Raw genomic sequence first — 18,214 nt, forward strand, 5'->3', positions numbered from 1 at the left:
TTGTTGACCTGTCGTTAGTGGGAACCCTAGGGTGCCCTGGTGGCTTCTGAGGTGTTGTTCGTGATGATTCATGTGGGGCAGAAGGTCGGGCACCAGCGGAACCTGGAGCACGGGATGGTGACGCGTTCCTGGGGTTTTCCGAGGAAGCCGGACTGGTATGGACGGCGGGAGCCGGATTTCGCGGTGCTGGTGACCGGGGCGGCGCCGCGGGTGCAGCCGGGGGAGTGGGAAGCGAAGTCTGCGCGGATGGTGCTGTGCAAGGTGCAGGTCGGTGTGTACCAGGGGACGGCGCCGCACTGGCCGGACGAGGTCGCTGAGGAGCGGGTCATCTACCCCTACCGGCTGGGCCTGGAGCCGCTGGCCGTGCTCGACGATGTGCCGCTGGGCCCGGACGGTCCGCTCAGCGCGGAGGCGTCGCAGGCGGCGCGCCGGTCGGGGACCCAGCAGGGGGTGGGGTACCTGGTGGCGATGGACCCGCAGCCGCTGTTCGACGCGGCCGGCATCAAGGCCGACTGGGCCGCGGACCATGACCTCGCGCTCGGCGCGACCCCGGGGGTCACGCTTGAGCAGTTGGAGGGCCCCAACAGCCCCCGGCGCGGGCGGCGGGGCGCGGGCCGGCAGATGGACCCGGAAAAGCGCAAGGCGGTCGAGCTGTACGCCGAGGACAAGGCCGTCACCCACTACCAGGATCCCGAGCGGGGCTGGACGGCGCACAAGGTCGGCAAGCCCTACGACCTGCGCCTGGAGCGGGAAGGACTGGAGCGGCGAGTGGAGGTCAAGGGCACCACCGGCGCCCCCACCAGCGTGGAGCTGACCGTGAACGAGGTCTTCCACGCCCGCGACACCAGCCACACCGTCGACCTTTTTATCGTCAGCGACATCAAGGTCACCAAGACGGACGGCGCGTACCACTGCAGCGGCGGCGACGTCCTGCTGCTCGAGGACTGGCAGCCGGCCGAGGAAGACCTGAGGCCCACCCACTACCAGTATCTCGTCCCCCAGCCCTCTGCCGTCCCCCAACCGTAACCGCGGCCCGGCTCGCCCGATCTGGCCGCCTGCGCCCAGGGGCGCGGCTGTATTCACGCGCGGCTCACGCGGCACCGGACGGGCCCCTCCGGCTCCGGGCCGGGGGACAGCCCCCTGCGGACCGGGCCCCGCGTGCCCAGGCACGCCGCTCGACCACGCCGGGCCGCACTCACCCTGCGGGGCCGCCCGCGCTGCTTGAGGAAACGCATTCGACCCAGGAGACGACGATGCCGTTACTGCGCATGTCCGCGCGCGAGTTCATCGAATGCTGTCAACAGGGCACGGTGGCCGACGATCTGGCCGAGCGCCACCGGAAGGCGCGACTGGGCCGGCTGGAAGACGCGGAGATACGGTCTTGGCGCCACAGCCTGCCCGCCCTGGCCCGCGTGCTGGACGAAGCCGGACTGCAGCATGTCGAGGTATTGATCGAGTACCGGCTGGCCCTGTCCAGCCTGCGGGCCGACGTGGTGCTGGCCGGCTGGCACCCCAATACGTCCCAGCCGTCCTACGTCATCGTCGAGCTCAAGCAGTGGACCCACGCCCGGGCCCTGCCCGACACCGAGGACCTCTGCCTGCCAGGGGCCGGCAACAACAACCGGGCCTTCCTGCACCCGGTCGCCCAGGTACGGCGCTACTGCCAGTACCTGCAGGACTTCACCACCGTGCTGGACGCGGAACCCGACGCAGTAGTCGGCGTGGCCTACCTCCACAACGCCGATGCCACCGGCGTGGCCGACCTGCTCGCCCTCGAACCCGACCACCACGGGCGCCTATTCACGCACAGCACCCGCGATCAGCTGATCACCTATCTGCAGTCGCGCCTCTCACCCGCTCACGGCACCACAGCCGCCGACGAACTCGTCCACAGCCCCCTGGCACCCAGCCGCCCCCTGCTGCGCGCGACCGCGGAAGAAATCCTGCACACCGACCGGTTCGTCCTGCTCGACCAACAGCAGGTCGCCGTCTCCCTGGTCCGTCGCGCGGTGAAGAAGGCCCGCGAAGCGGACATCAAAGAAGTCATCATCGTCACCGGCGGCCCCGGCTCCGGCAAAAGTGTCATCGCCCTGCACCTGATGCGCCACCTCGCCCGCGACCGCCACACCGTGGTCCACGCCACCGGATCCAAGTCCTTCACCCGGACCCTCCACCACGCCGTCGGCACCGACAACCCCCGCGTCCGCAAGCTCTTCGGCTACTTCATGAACTTCGCCGACGCCCCCAAGAATGGACTGGACGCGCTGATCTGCGACGAGGCTCACCGCATCCGCGCCCACTCCGTCCGCCACCGCGGGGTACGCCAGATCGACGAACTCCTCGACGCCGCCCGCGTCCCCGTCTTCCTCATGGACGACCACCAAGTTGTACGCCCCGGCGAGATGGGCAGCCGCCAAACGATCGACCAGGCCGCCGCCGCCCGAGGCCTGCGCCCACGCCACATCGACCTCAACGGCCAGTTCCGCAACGGCGGCAGCCGCGCCTACGAACAGTGGGTCCTGCGCCTGCTGCAGCTCACCGACGAGCCCGCCACCGAGTGGGCCGACGAGCGGACCTTTCAGGTCAGAGTGGTCGACTCTCCCCAGCAGATGGAAGACCTCCTGCAGGCCAAGGAGGCACAGCACCTCACCGCCCGCATCACGGCCGGCTTCTGCTGGCGATGGAGCGACCCGCGCCGCGGCCGCCTGGTCGACGACATCACGATCGGCTCCTGGCGCAAGCCGTGGAACCTGCGCGGTGAGGCACGCCTCGACGGCGTCCCCCCGTCCTGGCTGTGGGCCACCGACCCCGACGGCTTCAGCCAGGTCGGCTGCATCTACACCGCCCAGGGCTTCGAGTACGACTGGAACGGCGTCATCCTCGGAGACGACCTCGTCTGGCGCCAGGACCGCTGGCTCCCCAACCCTCAGGCCAGCAGGGACCCCGCGCTCAGCAGAACTGACCCTGACACCTTCCTCCGCTTGGTCCGCAACACCTACAAGGTCCTCCTCACCCGTGGCATGTCCGGAACCCTCCTGTACTCCACCGACCCCGAAACTCAGGCACGACTGCGCCAACTGGTCCCTGCACCGACTGCGGCAGAGTCCGCCCCGCCTGTGCCGGTCCAGCAGCCCATCTGAACCACAGCACCACCCGAAGTCACAGCCCTCCGCCGAATCGTCGGGATCGGGCGCATTAGCGAGAGGAGCATCAGCGCCAGGCCGAGCGGGAAGCGCGGCGCCCGGTGTGCGCCACGTGCGCGAGCTGGTTCACCGACGAGCGGTGGACGGCCATCGAGCCCACCGCATGGGGCGAGGCGAGGGAATCCCACCCGCACCTGTGTGAGAACTGCAAGCACGAGGCTGTCGCCGAAACGGCCCACCGCAGCCGCCCGAGGAACCGATCAGGCAAGGCTTCTGGCGCAACCATCGCCGCCCGACCTGCACTTTTCTGACGACACTGGGCGGCCCGTGCGTGAGGAGATCGCGCGGCTGATCTACAGCTGGGACGCGATCGCAGACGAGACCCGAACTCGAGGGGATTACCTCTGGGGCGCCGACCGGATCCTGGAATTCGTGGCCCAACGAGGGCTGATGTGCAGTCACCCCTGCGACTGACGGAACACGATCGTGCTCGCACAGGCACTCACGGCCGGTGACACCGACTGGGGAAGGGCTACGCACTGGCTTGAGGCGTCCGATGCGACTTGGCGGGGGCCAAATCTGGTCAGGGCTGGTTGTTCGTGGGGTGTGTTGTTGATCAGGGCCAGTACGGTCGGTCAGTTCCGGCGCAGCCGGCCTCGGCACCCTGCGCCGTGCAGTCCTCGGCAGGTGGAGGTGGTGGCCAGTGAGCGGGACCAGCGGGACGAAGGCGTCCATAGGGCAGCGGCACGCGCAGCTGCAGCAGCAGATTCGTGCCCTGCATGCCGCGGTCGCCGCGTGCGATCCGGACGACGACGCCTACGCGGGGGAATATGAGCGCCTGGTGGAAGCCACCCGCGATTTGCTCGCCTTCGAGCAGCAGATGCCCGAGCTGCTGGCCGAACCGGAGCGGGCGGTAAGTGAGCGCATCGTGCGGTGGTCCTGGCGCGGGCAGGCCGTACTTGCTGCCGCGCTGGTCGCGTGCGTGTTCGTCCTGGACTGCACCTGGTGGTGGCTTCTCCTCCTTCTCCCGTACTTGGCGGGCACCGTGGCAGGCTCCTTCCAGACCATCCGCGTCACCGGGCACCGAAGTCGCCGCAATGCGGCGATCGCTCTGCACGCGGTCGCTGTACTGGTCGTTCTGCTGTTCTTCGGACTCCTGCCCATGTGGCTTCTGGCTGTGATCATTCCGGGCTGGCTGGGCGTGGCCGTCACCAGTAGCGAAGACCCCGGCAACACCGGACCAAAGGGGCAGCGGTGAGCGACGACTACAGCTATGAGATCCGCGGCCTGGACAGCCGCGCCGACGACCTGGAGCGCGATCTGGAGTCGCTGAACTCCACGCTCGGCAGCGTCGACAACCTCGACTACGAACTGCGGGACATCCGCGACGACATCAGCACGCTGCAGCAGGAGCATCGTGACCTCGACGAGGAAGTACACGACCACATCGGGGAGACCGAGAGAGCCCTGAAGAAGCTCAGCGCCCGCCTGCAGGTCCTCGAAGCCCACACCAGGATTGCTGCCGGAGTGCCCGAGGTCGACTTCGACACCGTCGCCGCGGAGTGGCCGAAGCTGCCGACGCCGGGTGGGAGGTCCGGGCCGGGCTGCTCAACGCCTGGCAGCGGCGGCTCTGCCAGGACAGGATCCGCGACCACGAGGCAGCCCTCCAGGAACAGGCCGAGCGCCGCGACACTGTCCTGGCCACAGCCCTGACACTGGCGAGCACACCGCGCACCGCCCGCGAACACCAGCAGGCAGCCCACGACTTCCACCTCGCCGCAGGCCCCGCTGGAACTCTCGAGGAGCGGATCGCGAAGTCCGCTGAGGCGGCCTGCCGACGCACGGAGCTCGCTGCGCCGCGACGAGCGGCTGCGCCGCGAGAAGATGCCCGTCATCGAAGCGGGCGACAAGGCACGCAAAATGCTGGAGGGGCAGCTGCGCGGACGACTCGCCGAGGCCATTCGCGACCGGATGCTGCTCCCCGCCTGGTTCGTGGCCGTCCTTGGCCCGATTCCTCCCGCCACACAGACCCAGGAGTGGATGGACACAGGCACGCAGGTGCTGGCCTACCGCATCACCTACCTCGTCACCGATCCGGTCGTGGCACTCGGCCTAAAGCCCGATGCAGCGCGGGAGCCGCGTTGGGCCTCGTGGTACGAGGAACTGAATAAGAAGCTGCGGCCCTGGAGGTAGGCAGCAGAGTCAGCTACTCAGTCATCTGGGCCCGGGAGTACACACGGCTGGGGAAGGCTCAGCCGTGGAGCGCCGCGGCGATGCCCCGCGGCGGGGGCGGTGCTACAGCAGTCCGGTCAGAGGCAGGGCGCGCTCGGTGAGCCGCGCGCAACTTCCCTTGGCCGACGTCGGCTTCGGTATCGGTGTGCCAGTCGGTGGCGCCCAGGTGGGCGGCGTGCTGGGTGGCCTGCGCGGGGGCCAGGGCGGTGAACGCGGCGAGCCGGTCAGGTCGAGGCCGTCGTCCTCGAAGCGCCCGAGAGGTCTGTCGGGGCGGGTGCACGTGGCTTCTGGTGGCGGCGCGCTGGAGGGTGAGGGCCCGGTCCGGTGGAAGCTGGGCCGGGCCCTGTGTCAGGTGTTCAGGAGGGTTCGTCCATGTGCTGGCGGTTGCTGTAGAGCGTGGCTGCTGCAGCGGCCAGTGCCACGATGGTGAACGTCATCACGTTGGCCGTGGAAAGGGCGGGCTCGTCGAAGATGATGGTGCGTACGAGAACGGATGCTCCGGCCGCTACCGCTCCCCATTTGAGGCCGGCGAGGATCGCTTTCCTGGCTGTGGCTGTTCCACGCATGGCCGGTCCTTCCTGCGGGACGCTATTTCTTGCATGAATACTGCTTGGTGCGGTACACCGGCGAGTAGGCCCACTTGACTTCGACCTTGCACTTCTTGCCTGCCGCCTTGACGAAGACGTTGCCCAGGTGGACGAGGCTATACCCGGACACGGCGAGACAGAAGGCCTTGGCTTTGTCACTGGGGATGAGGTTGCACACGGCCGAGGCGACGGCTACTCCCGCGCCGATACGGGTGGAGACCTTCTTGACTTCCTTGCGGCTGAAGCGGACGTAGACCCACCAGCCGAACGACACCTTGGGGTCGGCGACGACGGGATAGGCGGCGCCGGCGTGGTCCACGATCTGGATGAGGTTGTCGCCGTCCAGTTCGTAGCGGGTCGGGACGTGCTTGCCGTTGGCGTCGGTTGCCCAGGGCGCTTCGATGCCGCCGAGGACGGTGTCGTCGGCGGAGACGATGACGTAGCCCGTCATCGGGGCGTCTCCTTCGGGCATGGGCTGGTCGGCGGAGTAGCTCGCAGTGGCTTCCTCCAGGTGGGCACCGGCCGGGAGGGACAGCTTGTACTGGGTGCGGGTCGGTGCCTGAGGGCCGTTGATGACCGTCATCATGCGCACGCCGTCCTTGAGGAACTGGGCGGCTGCTTCGGTCTGCGGCAGGTTCGTGGGCGAGGTCAGCAGGCCGCCTCCCGCGCTGTCCCTGCCTGTCTTCGTGTCGGCTCCCGGGGCGGCGGCGGGGGTGCGGGCCTGGCCGTCGGCGGCTGGAAGCGAGATGCGCATCGTGGGCCTGCCCGGCCCTGCTGTGCCCTCGTTGGAGATGACGCTGGTCTCAGGGTCGTCCGGGAGGTCGGGGTCTGCCGCCTTCTTCACCAGGCCTGACCCGACAGGGTCGAGCGTCACCCCTTGGGAGAGGCTCGTCCCGTTCAGTTTGCCGGGGCTGTCGGAGGCGGTCTCCGCCAGTACTCCCGTGCGCTCGATGGCCTCGTATGCGGTGGGCGCTTCCTGCCCCGCCGCCGCAGCTCCCACCGGCGCGGCAGCCCCACCCAGGATGCTCAGCGCGACAGCCGTGGCCAGCGCCACCTTGGGTGCAGATATGCCGGACTTTGTTGCGGACATAGAGGTTCCCCCTCTTGCGAGAAACATGGTCAGTGTTTCTTCCGCGAAGTCATTGATCGACTTGGCGCGTGCCGACCATAGCAACTCCGTATCCAACTGCGTTCATTCAGCAACTGAATGGCTGACATGCTTCTGCAGCTCCACCGGTGGTTAGCGTGAAGCCGACCGCACTTCCAGGTCGAGAGGCCGTGGCGACGAGGGCGATTCCTCAAGCGGGAAAGCCTTGCTTGAGGTTCCTCTGAGGTTCCCTTACGCCCCTCGCTCGCACCGTGGGCACCCTTCATCTGCCGCTGACCTGGAGTGGATTTTGAGACACTCCGGGATTTCGCCGCAACGCCAGAACATGTGGCAGGGAGGCCTGCCCCCGGCCGGGAAGCGGAAATTGAGCCATAGCCCCGAGCAGAGCGCGCCGGCCAGGACTGTGCTTGCGCGGCGACGACCGCCCCTACGGTGATGTTCCAGGCCGCGATCGCGCAGGCTGCCGAAGACAGCCTGGCAGTACCTCCTCCGAGACCCGCCGGACTGAGCTTGCCCACCGCGCGCGGCCATGGGGACAGGTTCGGCAACCGGCTCCAGCACCCCATCCTGGGGGGACCACGTACCACCCCGCTCTGGCCAAGCACGGACGCTGGGACACGGGAGCCCACACGGGTGAGCTCATCGCGATATCCCAACCCGCCCCGGCCGCAGGCCGCTACAACCTCCCTGTGATCAAGAACCTGCTGCGCGGGCTTCCCGCGCTCGCCCTCGCCACCCTGCCCCTGCTCGCAAACGCGCCCACCGCACATGCCCGCACCGCACCCACAGCTTCGTCCGCAGAGCCGGATGTGCTGCCGCTGTTCGAGGCGGTCGACCAGCTTCCGGTCGCCGACGAGCAGCGTGAGGGCTACCAGCGCAGCCTGTACAAACACTGGACCCGGGGCGCGAACCTGACCGACGGCTGTGACACCCGCAAGGAGGTCATCCTCGCCGAGGCCGTGATCGCTCCGACGGTCGCGGCGGGCTGCAAGCTCGCCGGCGGATCCTGGCACAGCGCGTACGACGACCTCACGGTCACCGACGCCGCCCGCCTGGACGTCGACCACTTCGTCCCCCTGGCCGAGGTCCACGACTCGGGCGGCTACGCCTGGGACGCCAAGCGGCGTGAGCCCTACGCCAACGACCAGGGCCCGGACACGCTGATCGCGGTCTCGGCTGCCTCCAACCGGTCCAAGGCCGACAAGGACCCGGCCGAGTGGATGCCCTCCGACAGCTCGTACCACTGCACCTACACCGCGATGTGGGTGGCCACCAAGCTGCGCTGGAGCCTGGCCGCGGACGACACCGAGCGCCAGGCCCTGCTCGGCCTGGCCGAGGACTGCCCGGCCACCACCGTCACCTACGAGTCCGCCACCTGACCGCCGAACCACCGCGAGGAACGAGGGGCTCTCACTGCCGGGTGAGGGCCCCGTGCCAAGCACCCGGCGGGCCGTGCGCCTGCTTCCCCGGCGCGAGGGGAAGATCCAGCGTGGGGGAGTGCGCCCGGAACTTGCCATACCGGGGGCGGAAGTTGGTCACGCATGCCGATGTGTGCGTAAGCGAAGGCGGTGAAGGGCGTAGCGTCGTGGCCCTGCCACTGCCGTTGAGGCGCACGGGGTGTCTCGGGGGAGCGTGGCAGGGAGGGGAATTCGCCTATGTTACTCAGACGCACCTACGGCATCATTTCGGGGATCGCGGCGGTGGCGTTGACCGGGGGCTTGGTGTCGGTGGCGCAGGCCGCGCCCGCGGCAGCCGAGGAGCCGGTGCTGCGGGTGACGGTGGGCTCCGTGCAGCCGCAGGCGGCGCCCGCGGAGGGCGGGGCGGCTGCGGTGCCCTGTCAGCGGGGCAAGGCCATCTACAACCGCTACCAGAGCTGCATCATGGTCGGTGCGACGGTGAACGTGCTGAGGAACGGCCGCCCGGTCGGCTCGGCGCACTTCGACATCACGCACAGGATGACGCTGAAGCAGAAGTCGCTGAAGTGGTCGGAGTCCGTCAAGGTCGGCAAGGCGCGCCTGGTCGGCAACGCCCGCGGGATCACGGTGGGCCTGAAGGTCACCTGCGGCAGCAGCAAGTGCAAGCCCACGAACAAGTTCCCGCGCGGCCGCAAGCTCGGCGGCTCGGAGATCTCCGGGAAGGTCAACTACCAGGACAAGGTCGCCAAGCTGCAGAAGGACAACACGTCCGCCAAGTACATCTACACCTTCACCAAGCCCGGCTACACCCCGGGCGGCTTCGACTACCGCTCGGTGCCGTTCCGCTGCGACGACACGTTCTGGAACCGGGCACTGACTCGCCGCACCCTGAATCCGGGCTGCGCGCACCACACCTACATCCCGGTGCTCACCACCATGGGGTCCCTGACGGACATCGCGAAGAACATCCGGCGGGTCCAGGCCGGGGGCGGCCACTACGGGCGGATCGGCTCGGGCAAGCCGCTGCACCGTGAGGCCAGTGAGCGGGCCATCCAGGACAACAGGGACAAGGTATGCCCGCGCGGGCAGCGGCCGCCCCGGCCGGGCCTGTCCTGTGACGAGTACCCCTTCGCCAGTAGCCGTGAAGGCGGCCATCATGTGCCCGCCGACAGCCGCGGTACCGCCTGGGTGCCCAAGGAAGAACAGGACAAGCAGGGCGGCCGGATCCAGACCTTCCAGAAGAAGGAGCGGATCGTGCACCGTGACGCGTTCTGGGTGAAGGTCTGACACCCGGCCGTGCAGACGGTGTAATTCTCGGGGTGGCCGCGCCCGACGCAGCGGACACGGCCACCCCGTACCCCGTCAGGCCGGGCAGGCGACGCCAGAGAGAAGGGCTGAGGCCGTGAAGGTTCCTGTGCTGTATCACCAGTACGTCCTGCTCGACACCGACGCCGAGGCGCCCGATGAGGACATCGACAGCAGCCGGGCGGGCAATGGGCTGGTCGCTGTCAACGTGGAGGGCACGTATGCCAGCGTGAAGACGGGTATCCCGCACGGCGACCTCGAGGTCACCTTCGACGTCCAGAGCACCGAACCGCCGGCCTTGAACACGGACGGCTGGGACGAGGTCGTCGACATCAGCCTGTACTTCTCCGGGCAGGGGCCCATGGTCGGTGAGCCCGTCGGAGACGACCTCATCGACGTTGCCCTGCGCGGCGGCGAGGACGAGTACCGGTGGTGGCGCTTCCGCTTCCACGTCCGCGGCCGTGACACCGCCTTCGACCCGGCCGGCCCGCCCGAGGAGCACCTCATCCAGGTCTGGCCCGCCCCGCGCGCACCAGAAGTCCGGCACAAGCTCACCGACCAGACCGGCCACCGCAGCCGCAACCCCGACCCGGAGTACTACGCCCAGGCCAAAGCCGCTGAAGCAGCCGCGGACGCCGCAGGCCTGCCCGACGGCACCGCCCCTGCCAGCACGCCGGTGATGCCGTGCTCCGCTCACCTCGAGGAGGCGAGGGGCGATGAGTGACCAGGTAGTTCTTACCGGATGATCTGTAGCGCCAGCTCGCAGATGAGTACACCGCGTATTTGCCCGAGGGGGCGGGCTTCCACCGACGTCCTGGAAGCCGGTGAAGTGGCGTGCGCTGTTTCGACGGGCTCGAGGTGCGACACCCTCTTGTCGTGCTCGGCGAGTGCGTGATGGGTGCTCGCGACGTGATTTCGTGAGCCGGGTCCGATAGCTCGGCGGAAGCGGCCGACGTCCAGGTGCGTCGGCCGGGCCTGTCGCCGACGTCGGCGGGCAGCTCGGTCAGCAGTCCGCTCCACCGCGTGGAGACGGGGGTGGGCCCGCAGTGGGGCGTGCGGAGGCCTGACGCGAGTCCGTGCTCTCGAATTCTGGCGCGAGGGCAGACCCGTCACGAGGGGCGCAGGTTGTCCAAATAACGGCAGGTTTCTAGCGGTACGAGTGAGGCGAATGAGGCAAGATCACTCGAACGTGCGTACGAGCATCGGGAGTCAACTGTGTTGCACCGGAAGTACTTAGTCATCCCCGCGGCTGTCGCAGCCTGCGTCATCGCTGCCCCGGACGCCACGGCGAGCCCGGGCCCGATCCGCGACGGCGACGGCGCGGCGAAGATCGTGGACCGTAGCTTCCACACGCTGGCCTCCCCGGGAGGCGAGAACCCCATCCTGCGCGCCGGGAACTCGAAGTTCGGCCGTGCCCACATCAAGCAGGGCGGCCGCCACCACCACAAGCCCAGCCACCCCTACAACCGGAAAGCCAAGAAGAAGTGGCAGGGCGCCTTCAACAGGGGCATATGCAAGACAAACGGTCACTACTACACGCTCTACTGCTACCCCTTCCGGGCGGGTCTGGCGAAGCGCACGATGTGCGTGTGGGTGGATTACGCTGACTGGAAGTTCCACGGAAGGAACATGGGCCAGAAGGGCATCGTCACCGCCTACGTGGCCAAGGGGCAAAAGGGTCCGCGCAAACACAGGGGACGCGACTCATGTCTGGCACAAGACAACTGAACGATGCCGATGAGCCCCGGCGCTTCACTCCGGGGGACCAGGTAAGGCCGCGGGAATCAACCGACCATCCCGAAGACCCCATCGGCACGGTCATGGCACGCATGGCTACCGATGAGCTCCTGGTCCACTTCCCGGACGCCGGCGGTGAGGTCTACCTGGATCGGGAACTCGACCTCGTTGAAGCAGCGCCGCCAGGCTGGCAGCCACCACCGGCTCCGCCACACAAAGCGACGGGGGACTGAGCGAGTTACAGGTGCTGCGGCAGCTCTCGCAACACCTGGCAGGCAGACGCACGAGCGAAGGCCCCGCAGCTCTTGCGCTGCGGGGCCTTCCTCCAGGCTCGGACACCTGGACCTCGGCTCCACCTGGAGGCAGTCGTGAACGGCGGCGAGACATCCGAGGGCGAGCTGGCCTGCCTGGCGTTGGGGGCCGCGATGGGGCCGGGCACGCAAGAGCAGCGGCGGCTGGAAGGCGACGCTGTGGGTCGACCGTACGGTGCGCGACGACGCAGAGGCTGATGGGCCTGGGGTGGCGATCGGCACGCGGGTTACCGAGCGCGCGTGGGAACTCCCGGCCGCCGGCGCGGCACTGCGCCCGCAGTGGGCGACCAACACACGAGCTCGTCGGGCACGTCGCCGCCATCTCGAACACCGAGTCCCACTGCCAGGACGTCGTTGTCGCCGTCTTCGTGCAGGTCCTGACCGAGGCCGTAGCGCACCATCAGGTCCTGGATCTCGATGCGGTCCTCCAGGTGCTGAAGGTGCTGCTCAAGAGAGTGTCCGGCGTTCTGCCGCGTTGCGTTGGTCGTCATGACCGCACCGTACGGCAGCATGACTTGTCGCCAGAAGTACTGACAAAAAATGTGTATAGGGATGAGAGACCTCTCACCTGTCGGGTCACTGCCGATCCTGAGCACCGTTCCGCAACAGGGACAGCGTCGTGTCGAGAGCCGCTTCGAGGTGGGCGATGCCGCCGGTAGCCATCAGGATGGTCACCCCGCCCTGCACCGCGGCGACGAGTGCGGCCGCCGTCCGGTCGGCGTCCAGCCGACGGTCGATCTCGCCGGCCTCCTGCATGGCCAGGACGCCCTCGCGCAGGGCCGCCTGCCAGGTACTGATCAACTGGCCCGTCAGCTGTTGCGCGGCCGGAGTGGTGCGGCCCAGCTCGGTGAGCAGTAACCCCAGCGGGCAGTTGACGCCCTGCTGCTCATAGCGCCGCAGCACCGCATCGCGCCAGTCCCGCCAGGCCGACCACGTGCGCAAGTCGGAGAGGTGGGGCTCCTGGTCCTCCAGGACGCGGTCGGCCTCGCGGGCGGCCACCGCGAGGAGCAGTTCCTCCTTCCCGCCGGGGAAGTAGTGGAAGATCTGGCTCTTGCTGGTCGCGGTGCGGGCACGGATGTCGTCGAGGGTCGCACCGGCGGCACCCCGCTCGCGGATCTCCTCGGCCGCGCCCTCGACGATGCGCCGCCGGGTTTCCCTGCCCTTGCGGGTCAATCGCTCCGCTCCGTCTGCGCCGATGGTCACGGATGCCTCCCGAGGCTCCAGGATTGGACTTGCTGGTCCATTTTATGCGAGGGGCAGTGAACGGCATCCGAACGAAGGAAGGGTGCCTGACATGCGCGCCATCGTTGTGGAAGAACTCGGCGGACCCGAGCAGTTGCACGTCTCCGACCTCCCCATCCCCGAACCAGGACCGGGCGAGATCCGCGTGGACATCACCGCGGCCGGGGTCAACTTCATGGACACCGGGGCCCGCCGACTCGGCGCGGCCACCGGCGACCTCCCCTTCGTGCCCGGAGTGGAGGGCGTTGGCCGCGTCAGCGCGCTGGGCCCGGACGTGACCGAGTTCGCCGTCGGTGACCGGGCCGCCTGGGTGTATGCCTACGGGTCCTACGCCGAGCAGATCGTGCTGCCCGCGGCCGACGCCGTGCCGGTGCCCGACGACATCCCCGACGACGTGGCCGCGAGCCTGATGATGCAGGGCATCACCGCTCACCACTTCGTCACCGAGGCCGCCGACATCCAGCCCGGCCAGATCGCCGTGGTGCACGCCGCGGCCGGCGGCCTCGGGCAGAAACTGACCCAGCTCATCAAAGCCCGCGGCGGCACCGTCATCGGGATCGTGTCGGGCGCACAGAAGGCCGACACCGCCCGCCAGGCCGGCGCCGACCACGTCGTGCTGTCCACCAGCGCCGCGCTCGTGGAGCCGGTGCTGGACCTGACTGGCGGCGAGGGCGTCCACGTCGTCTTCGACGGCGGCGGCGAAACCACCTTCCGCGCGTCCATGAGCGTGCTGCACAGGCACGGACTACTGCTCTACTACGGGGCCGTCCTGGGCGCGGCCCCGGTGGTCAACATGCGGGAACTGCCCCGCAGCATCAAGATCTCCTATCCGGTCTTCCGGGACCACATCCCCACCCGCGAAGCACTCCTGCGCCACAGCGCCGACCTCTTCGACCTGGTACGGAACAAGAACCTCGACCCGGGGATCGGCCACCGCTACCCACTCCACGCCGCAGCTCAGGCCCACCGCGACATCGAGTCCCGCGCAACCACCGGCAAACTCCTGCTGCTTCCCTGAACCAGGAACTGCATCGAGGCGCGTCATGCCCCGACCGGCAAGGGCTACGAGGTCTCCAAGGACACCCTGGTCGCGGTGTCGGACGAGGAGCTGCGGGAGATCCCCCTGCCCACTCGGAGTCGCCCGGCGCCACCTGCCGCAGGCCTCCGGCGCCCGCTACGGCTCCTGCGGCGGCATCCAGCCGCCGTCGGATGCCGGGCACGCGGTCAGCGGTGTCGCGTCACCGTACATCTGCACCCGCGCCCCCTCCTCGCCGGGCACCCGGAAGACCGCCGGGCCAGTGAGGTTGTGGCAGGCGATGAGGCGGCGGGCCACGGCGAGCGCGGTCTGCTCGTCGGCGGCCTCCACGGTGATGCGGGCCATGCCGGGCAGGGACAGGTGGGCGGGGCGAGAGCTCATACACGCGCCGACGCCCCGAGGTGGTCGCGCGGTTCACGGGCACGTGGGTGTTCACCCGCACGTGGATCCCGGCCGCCGGTCAGCGTCTGCAGTAGGGCAGCGCGCACTGCGCCGCCCGCGGTTCTCCACGACCACGCCCTGCTCACGCAGCCGCTGCAGCTGGTAGTAGACCGACGAGGTCGACGCCAGGCCCGCCGCCCGGGCGAGCTCTCGCATGTGCGCACCTGGCGGTCGGTGAGCGTCACGGCCGCGCCTCTGCGGCCTGCGCGCGGGCCTGTTCCTTGAGTGCGACGCGGGCCGCGGGGGTGCCGTGCGGGGTCTGCCAGTAGGGGTGGGCGGCGATCAGGCGGGACAGCCGTAGCAGGCGGCGCCGGTGCGCGGCCGCGCCGCTCGTCGGCACGTCGGCTAGGTGCTGGTAGGTGACGTACCAGGCTTCCTGGGCCTTCAGGAGATCTGCGGGGAAGGTGTGCCGGTCCATGCACGTGATTAGATCGCATGTTCGAATTTCGGCGCAAAGACAGCCCCCGCATCCGCTTTATCGGTGCCCACTGCCCTCCGCCGCCGGGCCCTGAGCGCGTGCCATCGCACTTTGGCGGATGCGCGTCATACCGGCGGAGTTTGATCACGCATGGGTCAGGGGCTCGGTCGGGCGAGGCCGGCGCTGCGTGGGGCTAGAGGGAGGCGGTCAGGAGGGCGGCCAGGGCTAGCAGGGTGAGTGCGGCCAGGATGCAGTCGATGGCACGCTGGAGGCGTGTGAACTTCGTGTGGGGGGCGGCGGCCAGCGCTTTGACCTCGGCGGGCTGCTGGCCCTGGGCGAGGCGGGTGTGCAGCTCGGGCAGGGGGAGTCGGTGCCAGCTCGTCCAGTCGATGGCGCCGAAGACCGGGCGGACCGCCAGTAGCAGCAGGACGGTGGCGGCGAGCAGGGCGGCCAGGGCAAGGGTCCCGATGATCCGGGCCGCCAGGGGCAGGGAGTCGGTGGTGGCTGCGGCGGAGATGGTCCCGAGTATGGCGGCGCCGGTCAGCGCCAGGAGCAAGGCGGCCTTGCTGTCGCTTCGGGCGAGCTCGCTGCGGAGCGTCGCAAGGGCGGCGTCGGTGCGCTCTTGGGGGACGGCGGGTAACCGCGGCGGGGTGGTGGTCATCGGGTGCTCCCGTTCGTCGTCGTGTGCGGGGCGGGCTTGGCGCCGGCGGCGGCCCTTGCGGGGGCAAGGGTGGCTTCGTCCGGGCGCCGGGCGTGCGCTGGGCGAGCTCGCCTGGGTTCGTACTGGTGTTGACAGAATGGGCATTCCTGCGGGCCGGGATCTGGTTGGAGCAAATCCGGTATGCCCGAAAGTTCCGTAGACCCAGAAAGCGTGGGCCAGAACTCGGTTGCGCGCGTCTGAACGGAACTGGTCATTCTTCGCTCAATTGCGTGCGCTCGTAGCGCTGTTCTTGGGCTTGATGGCGAAAAGTGTGCGCTCAGAAGACGTCGTGAGGACAGAACGGGGTTTGGGGTGGGCGCGTGGTCGCATATGCCCATAACGCTACGTGGCGATAGCGCGACGATCGGTCCTCGAAGTAGGGTCCGGGGCACCGGTATACGACCGGGAAGACAGAGACCCTGGCAATGGTTTGGACGCCCCGCCAGGGCCTGTCGATCTTCACGATCCAGCCCGACGACCGATGACGGGAGACCCCTTCATGTCGCCAGACCAATTTAAGTTCCGAAGTCAGAGCCAGCATGTGCCACTGTCTTCGGGCTGCGAAGCTATCATGCCGTTTTCCACGGCATTTAAAACTGTCAGTGACTTTGATGACTTCTCAGTCACGGCACGCGGTGCCTTCTTCATTGCCCTCCTGGTGCTGCCGCTCATTGCCATCAGCGGCACGCTGACCCCGGTGACGCTCACGCTGGTGACCGTGGCGGCCGCCGCGGCGCAGCCAACGTACGTGGCCTACCGGCGAGTTCGTCGCATGTGACCTTGTGCGGCCCTGCGGGGCCGCACACTCGCGGCCGGGACCCGAAGCGGGTCCCGGCCCGCCCCGTCGAACCACGTCAGCAGTGAATTTGCTGCCGTCCGGGCCATCAACGACCGCCATGCGCGCGAAATCGGGTCCGGCAGCACCCCCTGAAAGGGGCACCCCTGTGATGGCACTTCCACGGCGCCGGGTCTGCACGAACTGCGGGCGCCCGTTCACGTGCGAGCCCGGCCCGGGCCGCCCCAAGGAATACTGCAGCACCGACTGCCGGCCCAACGCCCGCCGCAAGACCCCCGACGACGCCGCCCAGACAGCCCGGCACAATACGGTGATCACCGAGGTAGCGGAGACCTTCCAGAGGGAGGGCAACGCCATGGTGAACGCGGCCTTCGAGGAGCAGGGCTCCGCCGAGCTGCTGGCCTACCGCGTCAGCCTCGAGCGTCACCTGGAAGCCCTTGAGGCCGCCGTCATCCGCCGCGGCCGTGCCCGCGGGGAATCCTGGGAGGACCTCGCCGCGCACCTCAGCATCAGCGCCGAACGGCTCCGCAAGAAGTGGACCTCCGACGCCCTCAACCGGCGCCTGGAGCACACCACGCGCCCCCCGGGCGCAACGTCTGCCACGGCCTACGGACCGGGGACCGTGCCCCGCCAACGCCCGGCCGTGCCCCTGGACCCCCCGCCTGCCGACGGCACGGACACCGACTCCGATCCACCCGGCAGAGGAAAGGGCATCGCGCCGCGCTCCGCCCAGCAGCAGCTCGCCGCCGCACTGTCGTTCCTGCAGTCCCGCAGCGGCCGCACCCTGCGCCACCTCGCCGGCCACGCCGGTATCTCCCCGTCCTACGTCTCCCGCGTTCTGGCCGGAGAACGCCGCCCTTCCTGGCCGGTCACCAAAGCCCTGACCCAAGCGTGCGCGGAGGACGCGTCCACCCTCTACCCGCTGTGGCGCACTGCCCACGGCAAGCCCCTCGACATCCGCGTCACCACCGCCGAGCAGGCCGCCCAGGACTTCCACCGCTTCCTGCGCGGCCTGCACATCGCGGCCGCACTGCCCGATGCCGAGTGCATCGCGCGCCGCAGCCACCGCCCCCTCACACCGGCGGACATCACCCAGGCCCTCACTGGCCAGAGCGTGCCGGACTGGCCCACCACCGCCCGCCTTGTCATGGCCCTCCAGGGCCAGCTCGTCGACATCCGCCCCCTGTGGCACGCAGCCCGCACCCTGCCCAGACCGCCCCTGCGCACGGCCTCCATGCCCGCCGACGCCTTCGGCTGACCCCACACCCTGCCTCGCACCCACGCCCGCCGACGCATTTGCGTCCCCGGGGGAGGAACGCATGCCCCTGATCACCCCCAACCGCCTGCGGCCGCGCTACCAGCTCGCCATCGAGGCTCTGGTACTGACGACCGCCGATCCCACGCGAGCAGCTCAGCAACTGCCCGAACACCAGCGGATCTGCGCGCTGTGCCGAGAAGTGAGGTCCCTCGCCGAAACGGCCGCCCTGCTCGACATGCCCCTCGGCGTCGTCCGCATCCTCGTCGCCGACCTCGCCGAGGCCGGCCTTGTCACCATCCATCAGCCCGCCACCCACACCAGCACCGACACCGCACTGCTGGGCCGGATCCTGCGCGCGCTGCGCGGCGAGCCGCCTACCACGCCCCGGCTCTGCAGAACGCCGCCCGCTTCCTCCTGCCCACGACGCCGCAGTGCCCCTTGAACCCGGACCACGGCGCGCGCATCTCCGCCGCCGCCTCTTTCCG

21 protein-coding genes are annotated in these 18,214 nt (G+C 69.1%); 13 read left to right on the forward strand and 8 right to left on the reverse strand.

The annotated features are described in order from the left end of the window. Positions 1-39 precede the first annotated feature (39 nt). The 5 genes from ACIG3E_RS23525 to ACIG3E_RS23545 all read left to right on the forward strand — a co-directional run bounded on the left by ACIG3E_RS23525 (position 40) and on the right by ACIG3E_RS23545 (position 5,336). Entirely contained in the window at positions 40-1,026 is a 987-nt protein-coding gene (locus tag ACIG3E_RS23525) for a protein NO VEIN domain-containing protein (protein WP_399619650.1), read from the forward strand. A gap of 227 nt (positions 1,027-1,253) precedes the next feature. Further along, positions 1,254-3,140, forward strand: a complete 1,887-nt coding sequence (locus ACIG3E_RS23530; RefSeq protein ID WP_399619653.1) for a DNA/RNA helicase domain-containing protein — start codon at positions 1,254-1,256, stop codon at positions 3,138-3,140. A gap of 706 nt (positions 3,141-3,846) precedes the next feature. Next, on the forward strand, positions 3,847-4,401 hold the full coding sequence (locus tag ACIG3E_RS23535) for a hypothetical protein (protein WP_399619656.1): 555 nt from the start codon (positions 3,847-3,849) through the stop codon (positions 4,399-4,401). Beyond that, positions 4,398-4,856 carry a hypothetical protein gene (locus ACIG3E_RS23540; RefSeq protein ID WP_399619659.1) on the forward strand — a complete coding sequence of 153 codons (459 nt, stop codon included), beginning with the start codon at positions 4,398-4,400 and terminating at the stop codon, positions 4,854-4,856. The genes ACIG3E_RS23535 and ACIG3E_RS23540 overlap by 4 nt, the downstream gene beginning before the upstream one ends. 171 nt (positions 4,857-5,027) lie before the next feature. Beyond that, positions 5,028-5,336 carry a hypothetical protein gene (locus ACIG3E_RS23545; protein WP_399619660.1) on the forward strand — a complete coding sequence of 103 codons (309 nt, stop codon included), beginning with the start codon at positions 5,028-5,030 and terminating at the stop codon, positions 5,334-5,336. 395 nt (positions 5,337-5,731) lie between these two features. Here the strand turns inward: ACIG3E_RS23545 and ACIG3E_RS23550 are convergent, their stop codons facing one another. Both ACIG3E_RS23550 and ACIG3E_RS23555 read right to left on the reverse strand, forming a co-directional pair. Then, a complete protein-coding gene (locus ACIG3E_RS23550; RefSeq protein ID WP_399619663.1) occupies positions 5,732-5,941 on the reverse strand; it encodes a hypothetical protein in 210 nt (69 codons plus the stop codon). Between the two features lie 22 nt (positions 5,942-5,963). Next, a complete protein-coding gene (locus ACIG3E_RS23555; protein ID WP_399619665.1) occupies positions 5,964-7,052 on the reverse strand; it encodes a hypothetical protein in 1,089 nt (362 codons plus the stop codon). A gap of 707 nt (positions 7,053-7,759) precedes the next feature. Here ACIG3E_RS23555 and ACIG3E_RS23560 point away from each other — a divergent pair. From ACIG3E_RS23560 to ACIG3E_RS23575, 4 genes are all read left to right on the forward strand, one after another. After that, positions 7,760-8,449, forward strand: coding sequence for a DUF1524 domain-containing protein (locus tag ACIG3E_RS23560; RefSeq protein WP_399619668.1), 690 nt, complete (start codon positions 7,760-7,762; stop codon positions 8,447-8,449). A 276-nt stretch (positions 8,450-8,725) separates the two neighbouring features. Further along, positions 8,726-9,772, forward strand: a complete 1,047-nt coding sequence (locus ACIG3E_RS23565; RefSeq protein WP_399619671.1) for a NucA/NucB deoxyribonuclease domain-containing protein — start codon at positions 8,726-8,728, stop codon at positions 9,770-9,772. Between the two features lie 115 nt (positions 9,773-9,887). Further along, positions 9,888-10,514, forward strand: coding sequence for a hypothetical protein (locus tag ACIG3E_RS23570; RefSeq protein WP_399619674.1), 627 nt, complete (start codon positions 9,888-9,890; stop codon positions 10,512-10,514). A 491-nt stretch (positions 10,515-11,005) separates the two neighbouring features. Next, on the forward strand, positions 11,006-11,518 hold the full coding sequence (locus ACIG3E_RS23575; protein WP_399619676.1) for a hypothetical protein: 513 nt from the start codon (positions 11,006-11,008) through the stop codon (positions 11,516-11,518). Between the two features lie 547 nt (positions 11,519-12,065). Here ACIG3E_RS23575 and ACIG3E_RS23580 read toward each other — a convergent pair. Then, complete coding sequence (locus ACIG3E_RS23580) at positions 12,066-12,329, reverse strand: hypothetical protein (RefSeq protein ID WP_399619678.1); 264 nt, start codon at positions 12,327-12,329, stop codon at positions 12,066-12,068. An 85-nt stretch (positions 12,330-12,414) separates the two neighbouring features. Further along, positions 12,415-13,041 (reverse strand): TetR/AcrR family transcriptional regulator, encoded by a 627-nt coding sequence (locus ACIG3E_RS23585; protein ID WP_399619681.1) that lies wholly within the window; start codon positions 13,039-13,041, stop codon positions 12,415-12,417. Positions 13,042-13,132: 91 nt separating this feature from the next. On the opposite strand from ACIG3E_RS23585, the gene ACIG3E_RS23590 reads away from it, so the two are divergent. Further along, positions 13,133-14,098, forward strand: coding sequence for a quinone oxidoreductase family protein (locus tag ACIG3E_RS23590; RefSeq protein ID WP_399619683.1), 966 nt, complete (start codon positions 13,133-13,135; stop codon positions 14,096-14,098). 156 nt (positions 14,099-14,254) lie between these two features. Here ACIG3E_RS23590 and ACIG3E_RS23595 read toward each other — a convergent pair whose 3' ends face one another. From ACIG3E_RS23595 to ACIG3E_RS23610, 4 genes are all read right to left on the reverse strand, one after another. Beyond that, on the reverse strand, positions 14,255-14,497 hold the full coding sequence (locus ACIG3E_RS23595) for a DUF6207 family protein (protein ID WP_399619686.1): 243 nt from the start codon (positions 14,495-14,497) through the stop codon (positions 14,255-14,257). Between the two features lie 51 nt (positions 14,498-14,548). Next, the gene (locus ACIG3E_RS23600; protein WP_399619689.1) at positions 14,549-14,713 is read right to left on the reverse strand and encodes a hypothetical protein; all 165 of its coding nucleotides are present in this window, start codon (positions 14,711-14,713) and stop codon (positions 14,549-14,551) included. A gap of 25 nt (positions 14,714-14,738) precedes the next feature. Next, positions 14,739-14,975 carry a hypothetical protein gene (locus ACIG3E_RS23605; RefSeq protein WP_399619691.1) on the reverse strand — a complete coding sequence of 79 codons (237 nt, stop codon included), beginning with the start codon at positions 14,973-14,975 and terminating at the stop codon, positions 14,739-14,741. A 193-nt stretch (positions 14,976-15,168) separates the two neighbouring features. Next, entirely contained in the window at positions 15,169-15,636 is a 468-nt protein-coding gene (locus ACIG3E_RS23610; protein ID WP_399619694.1) for a Pycsar system effector family protein, read from the reverse strand. Positions 15,637-16,246: 610 nt separating this feature from the next. On the opposite strand from ACIG3E_RS23610, the gene ACIG3E_RS23615 reads away from it, so the two are divergent. The 3 genes from ACIG3E_RS23615 (at position 16,247) to ACIG3E_RS23625 (ending at position 18,171) form a co-directional block, all read left to right on the forward strand. Then, positions 16,247-16,453, forward strand: coding sequence for a hypothetical protein (locus ACIG3E_RS23615; RefSeq protein ID WP_399619697.1), 207 nt, complete (start codon positions 16,247-16,249; stop codon positions 16,451-16,453). Positions 16,454-16,781: 328 nt separating this feature from the next. Beyond that, positions 16,782-17,729: a helix-turn-helix domain-containing protein gene (locus ACIG3E_RS23620; RefSeq protein WP_399619700.1), complete on the forward strand. Its 948-nt coding sequence runs from the start codon at positions 16,782-16,784 to the stop codon at positions 17,727-17,729. A 61-nt stretch (positions 17,730-17,790) separates the two neighbouring features. After that, entirely contained in the window at positions 17,791-18,171 is a 381-nt protein-coding gene (locus ACIG3E_RS23625) for a DUF742 domain-containing protein (protein WP_399619703.1), read from the forward strand. Positions 18,172-18,214 lie beyond the last annotated feature (43 nt).

The sequence above is a fragment of the Streptomyces sp. NPDC053474 genome, from assembly GCF_044544845.1.
In the GTDB taxonomy this organism is placed as follows: domain Bacteria; phylum Actinomycetota; class Actinomycetes; order Streptomycetales; family Streptomycetaceae; genus Streptomyces.

Bases quoted from the DNA above. Each gene is read 5' to 3' on its own strand.
- ACIG3E_RS23550 (WP_399619663.1), bottom strand. From the start codon at position 5,941: ATGCGTGGAACAGCCACAGCCAGGAAAGCGATCCTCGCCGGCCTCAAA.
- ACIG3E_RS23605 (WP_399619691.1), bottom strand. From the start codon at position 14,975: ATGGACCGGCACACCTTCCCCGCAGATCTCCTGAAGGCCCAGGAAGCC.
- ACIG3E_RS23580 (WP_399619678.1), bottom strand. From the start codon at position 12,329: ATGACGACCAACGCAACGCGGCAGAACGCCGGACACTCTCTTGAGCAG.
- ACIG3E_RS23615 (WP_399619697.1), top strand. From the start codon at position 16,247: ATGCCGTTTTCCACGGCATTTAAAACTGTCAGTGACTTTGATGACTTC.
- ACIG3E_RS23565 (WP_399619671.1), top strand. From the start codon at position 8,726: ATGTTACTCAGACGCACCTACGGCATCATTTCGGGGATCGCGGCGGTG.
- ACIG3E_RS23610 (WP_399619694.1), bottom strand. From the start codon at position 15,636: ATGACCACCACCCCGCCGCGGTTACCCGCCGTCCCCCAAGAGCGCACC.
- ACIG3E_RS23545 (WP_399619660.1), top strand. From the start codon at position 5,028: ATGCCCGTCATCGAAGCGGGCGACAAGGCACGCAAAATGCTGGAGGGG.
- ACIG3E_RS23600 (WP_399619689.1), bottom strand. From the start codon at position 14,713: ATGCGAGAGCTCGCCCGGGCGGCGGGCCTGGCGTCGACCTCGTCGGTC.
- ACIG3E_RS23530 (WP_399619653.1), top strand. From the start codon at position 1,254: ATGCCGTTACTGCGCATGTCCGCGCGCGAGTTCATCGAATGCTGTCAA.
- ACIG3E_RS23555 (WP_399619665.1), bottom strand. From the start codon at position 7,052: ATGTCCGCAACAAAGTCCGGCATATCTGCACCCAAGGTGGCGCTGGCC.
- ACIG3E_RS23625 (WP_399619703.1), top strand. From the start codon at position 17,791: ATGCCCCTGATCACCCCCAACCGCCTGCGGCCGCGCTACCAGCTCGCC.
- ACIG3E_RS23595 (WP_399619686.1), bottom strand. From the start codon at position 14,497: ATGAGCTCTCGCCCCGCCCACCTGTCCCTGCCCGGCATGGCCCGCATC.
- ACIG3E_RS23590 (WP_399619683.1), top strand. From the start codon at position 13,133: ATGCGCGCCATCGTTGTGGAAGAACTCGGCGGACCCGAGCAGTTGCAC.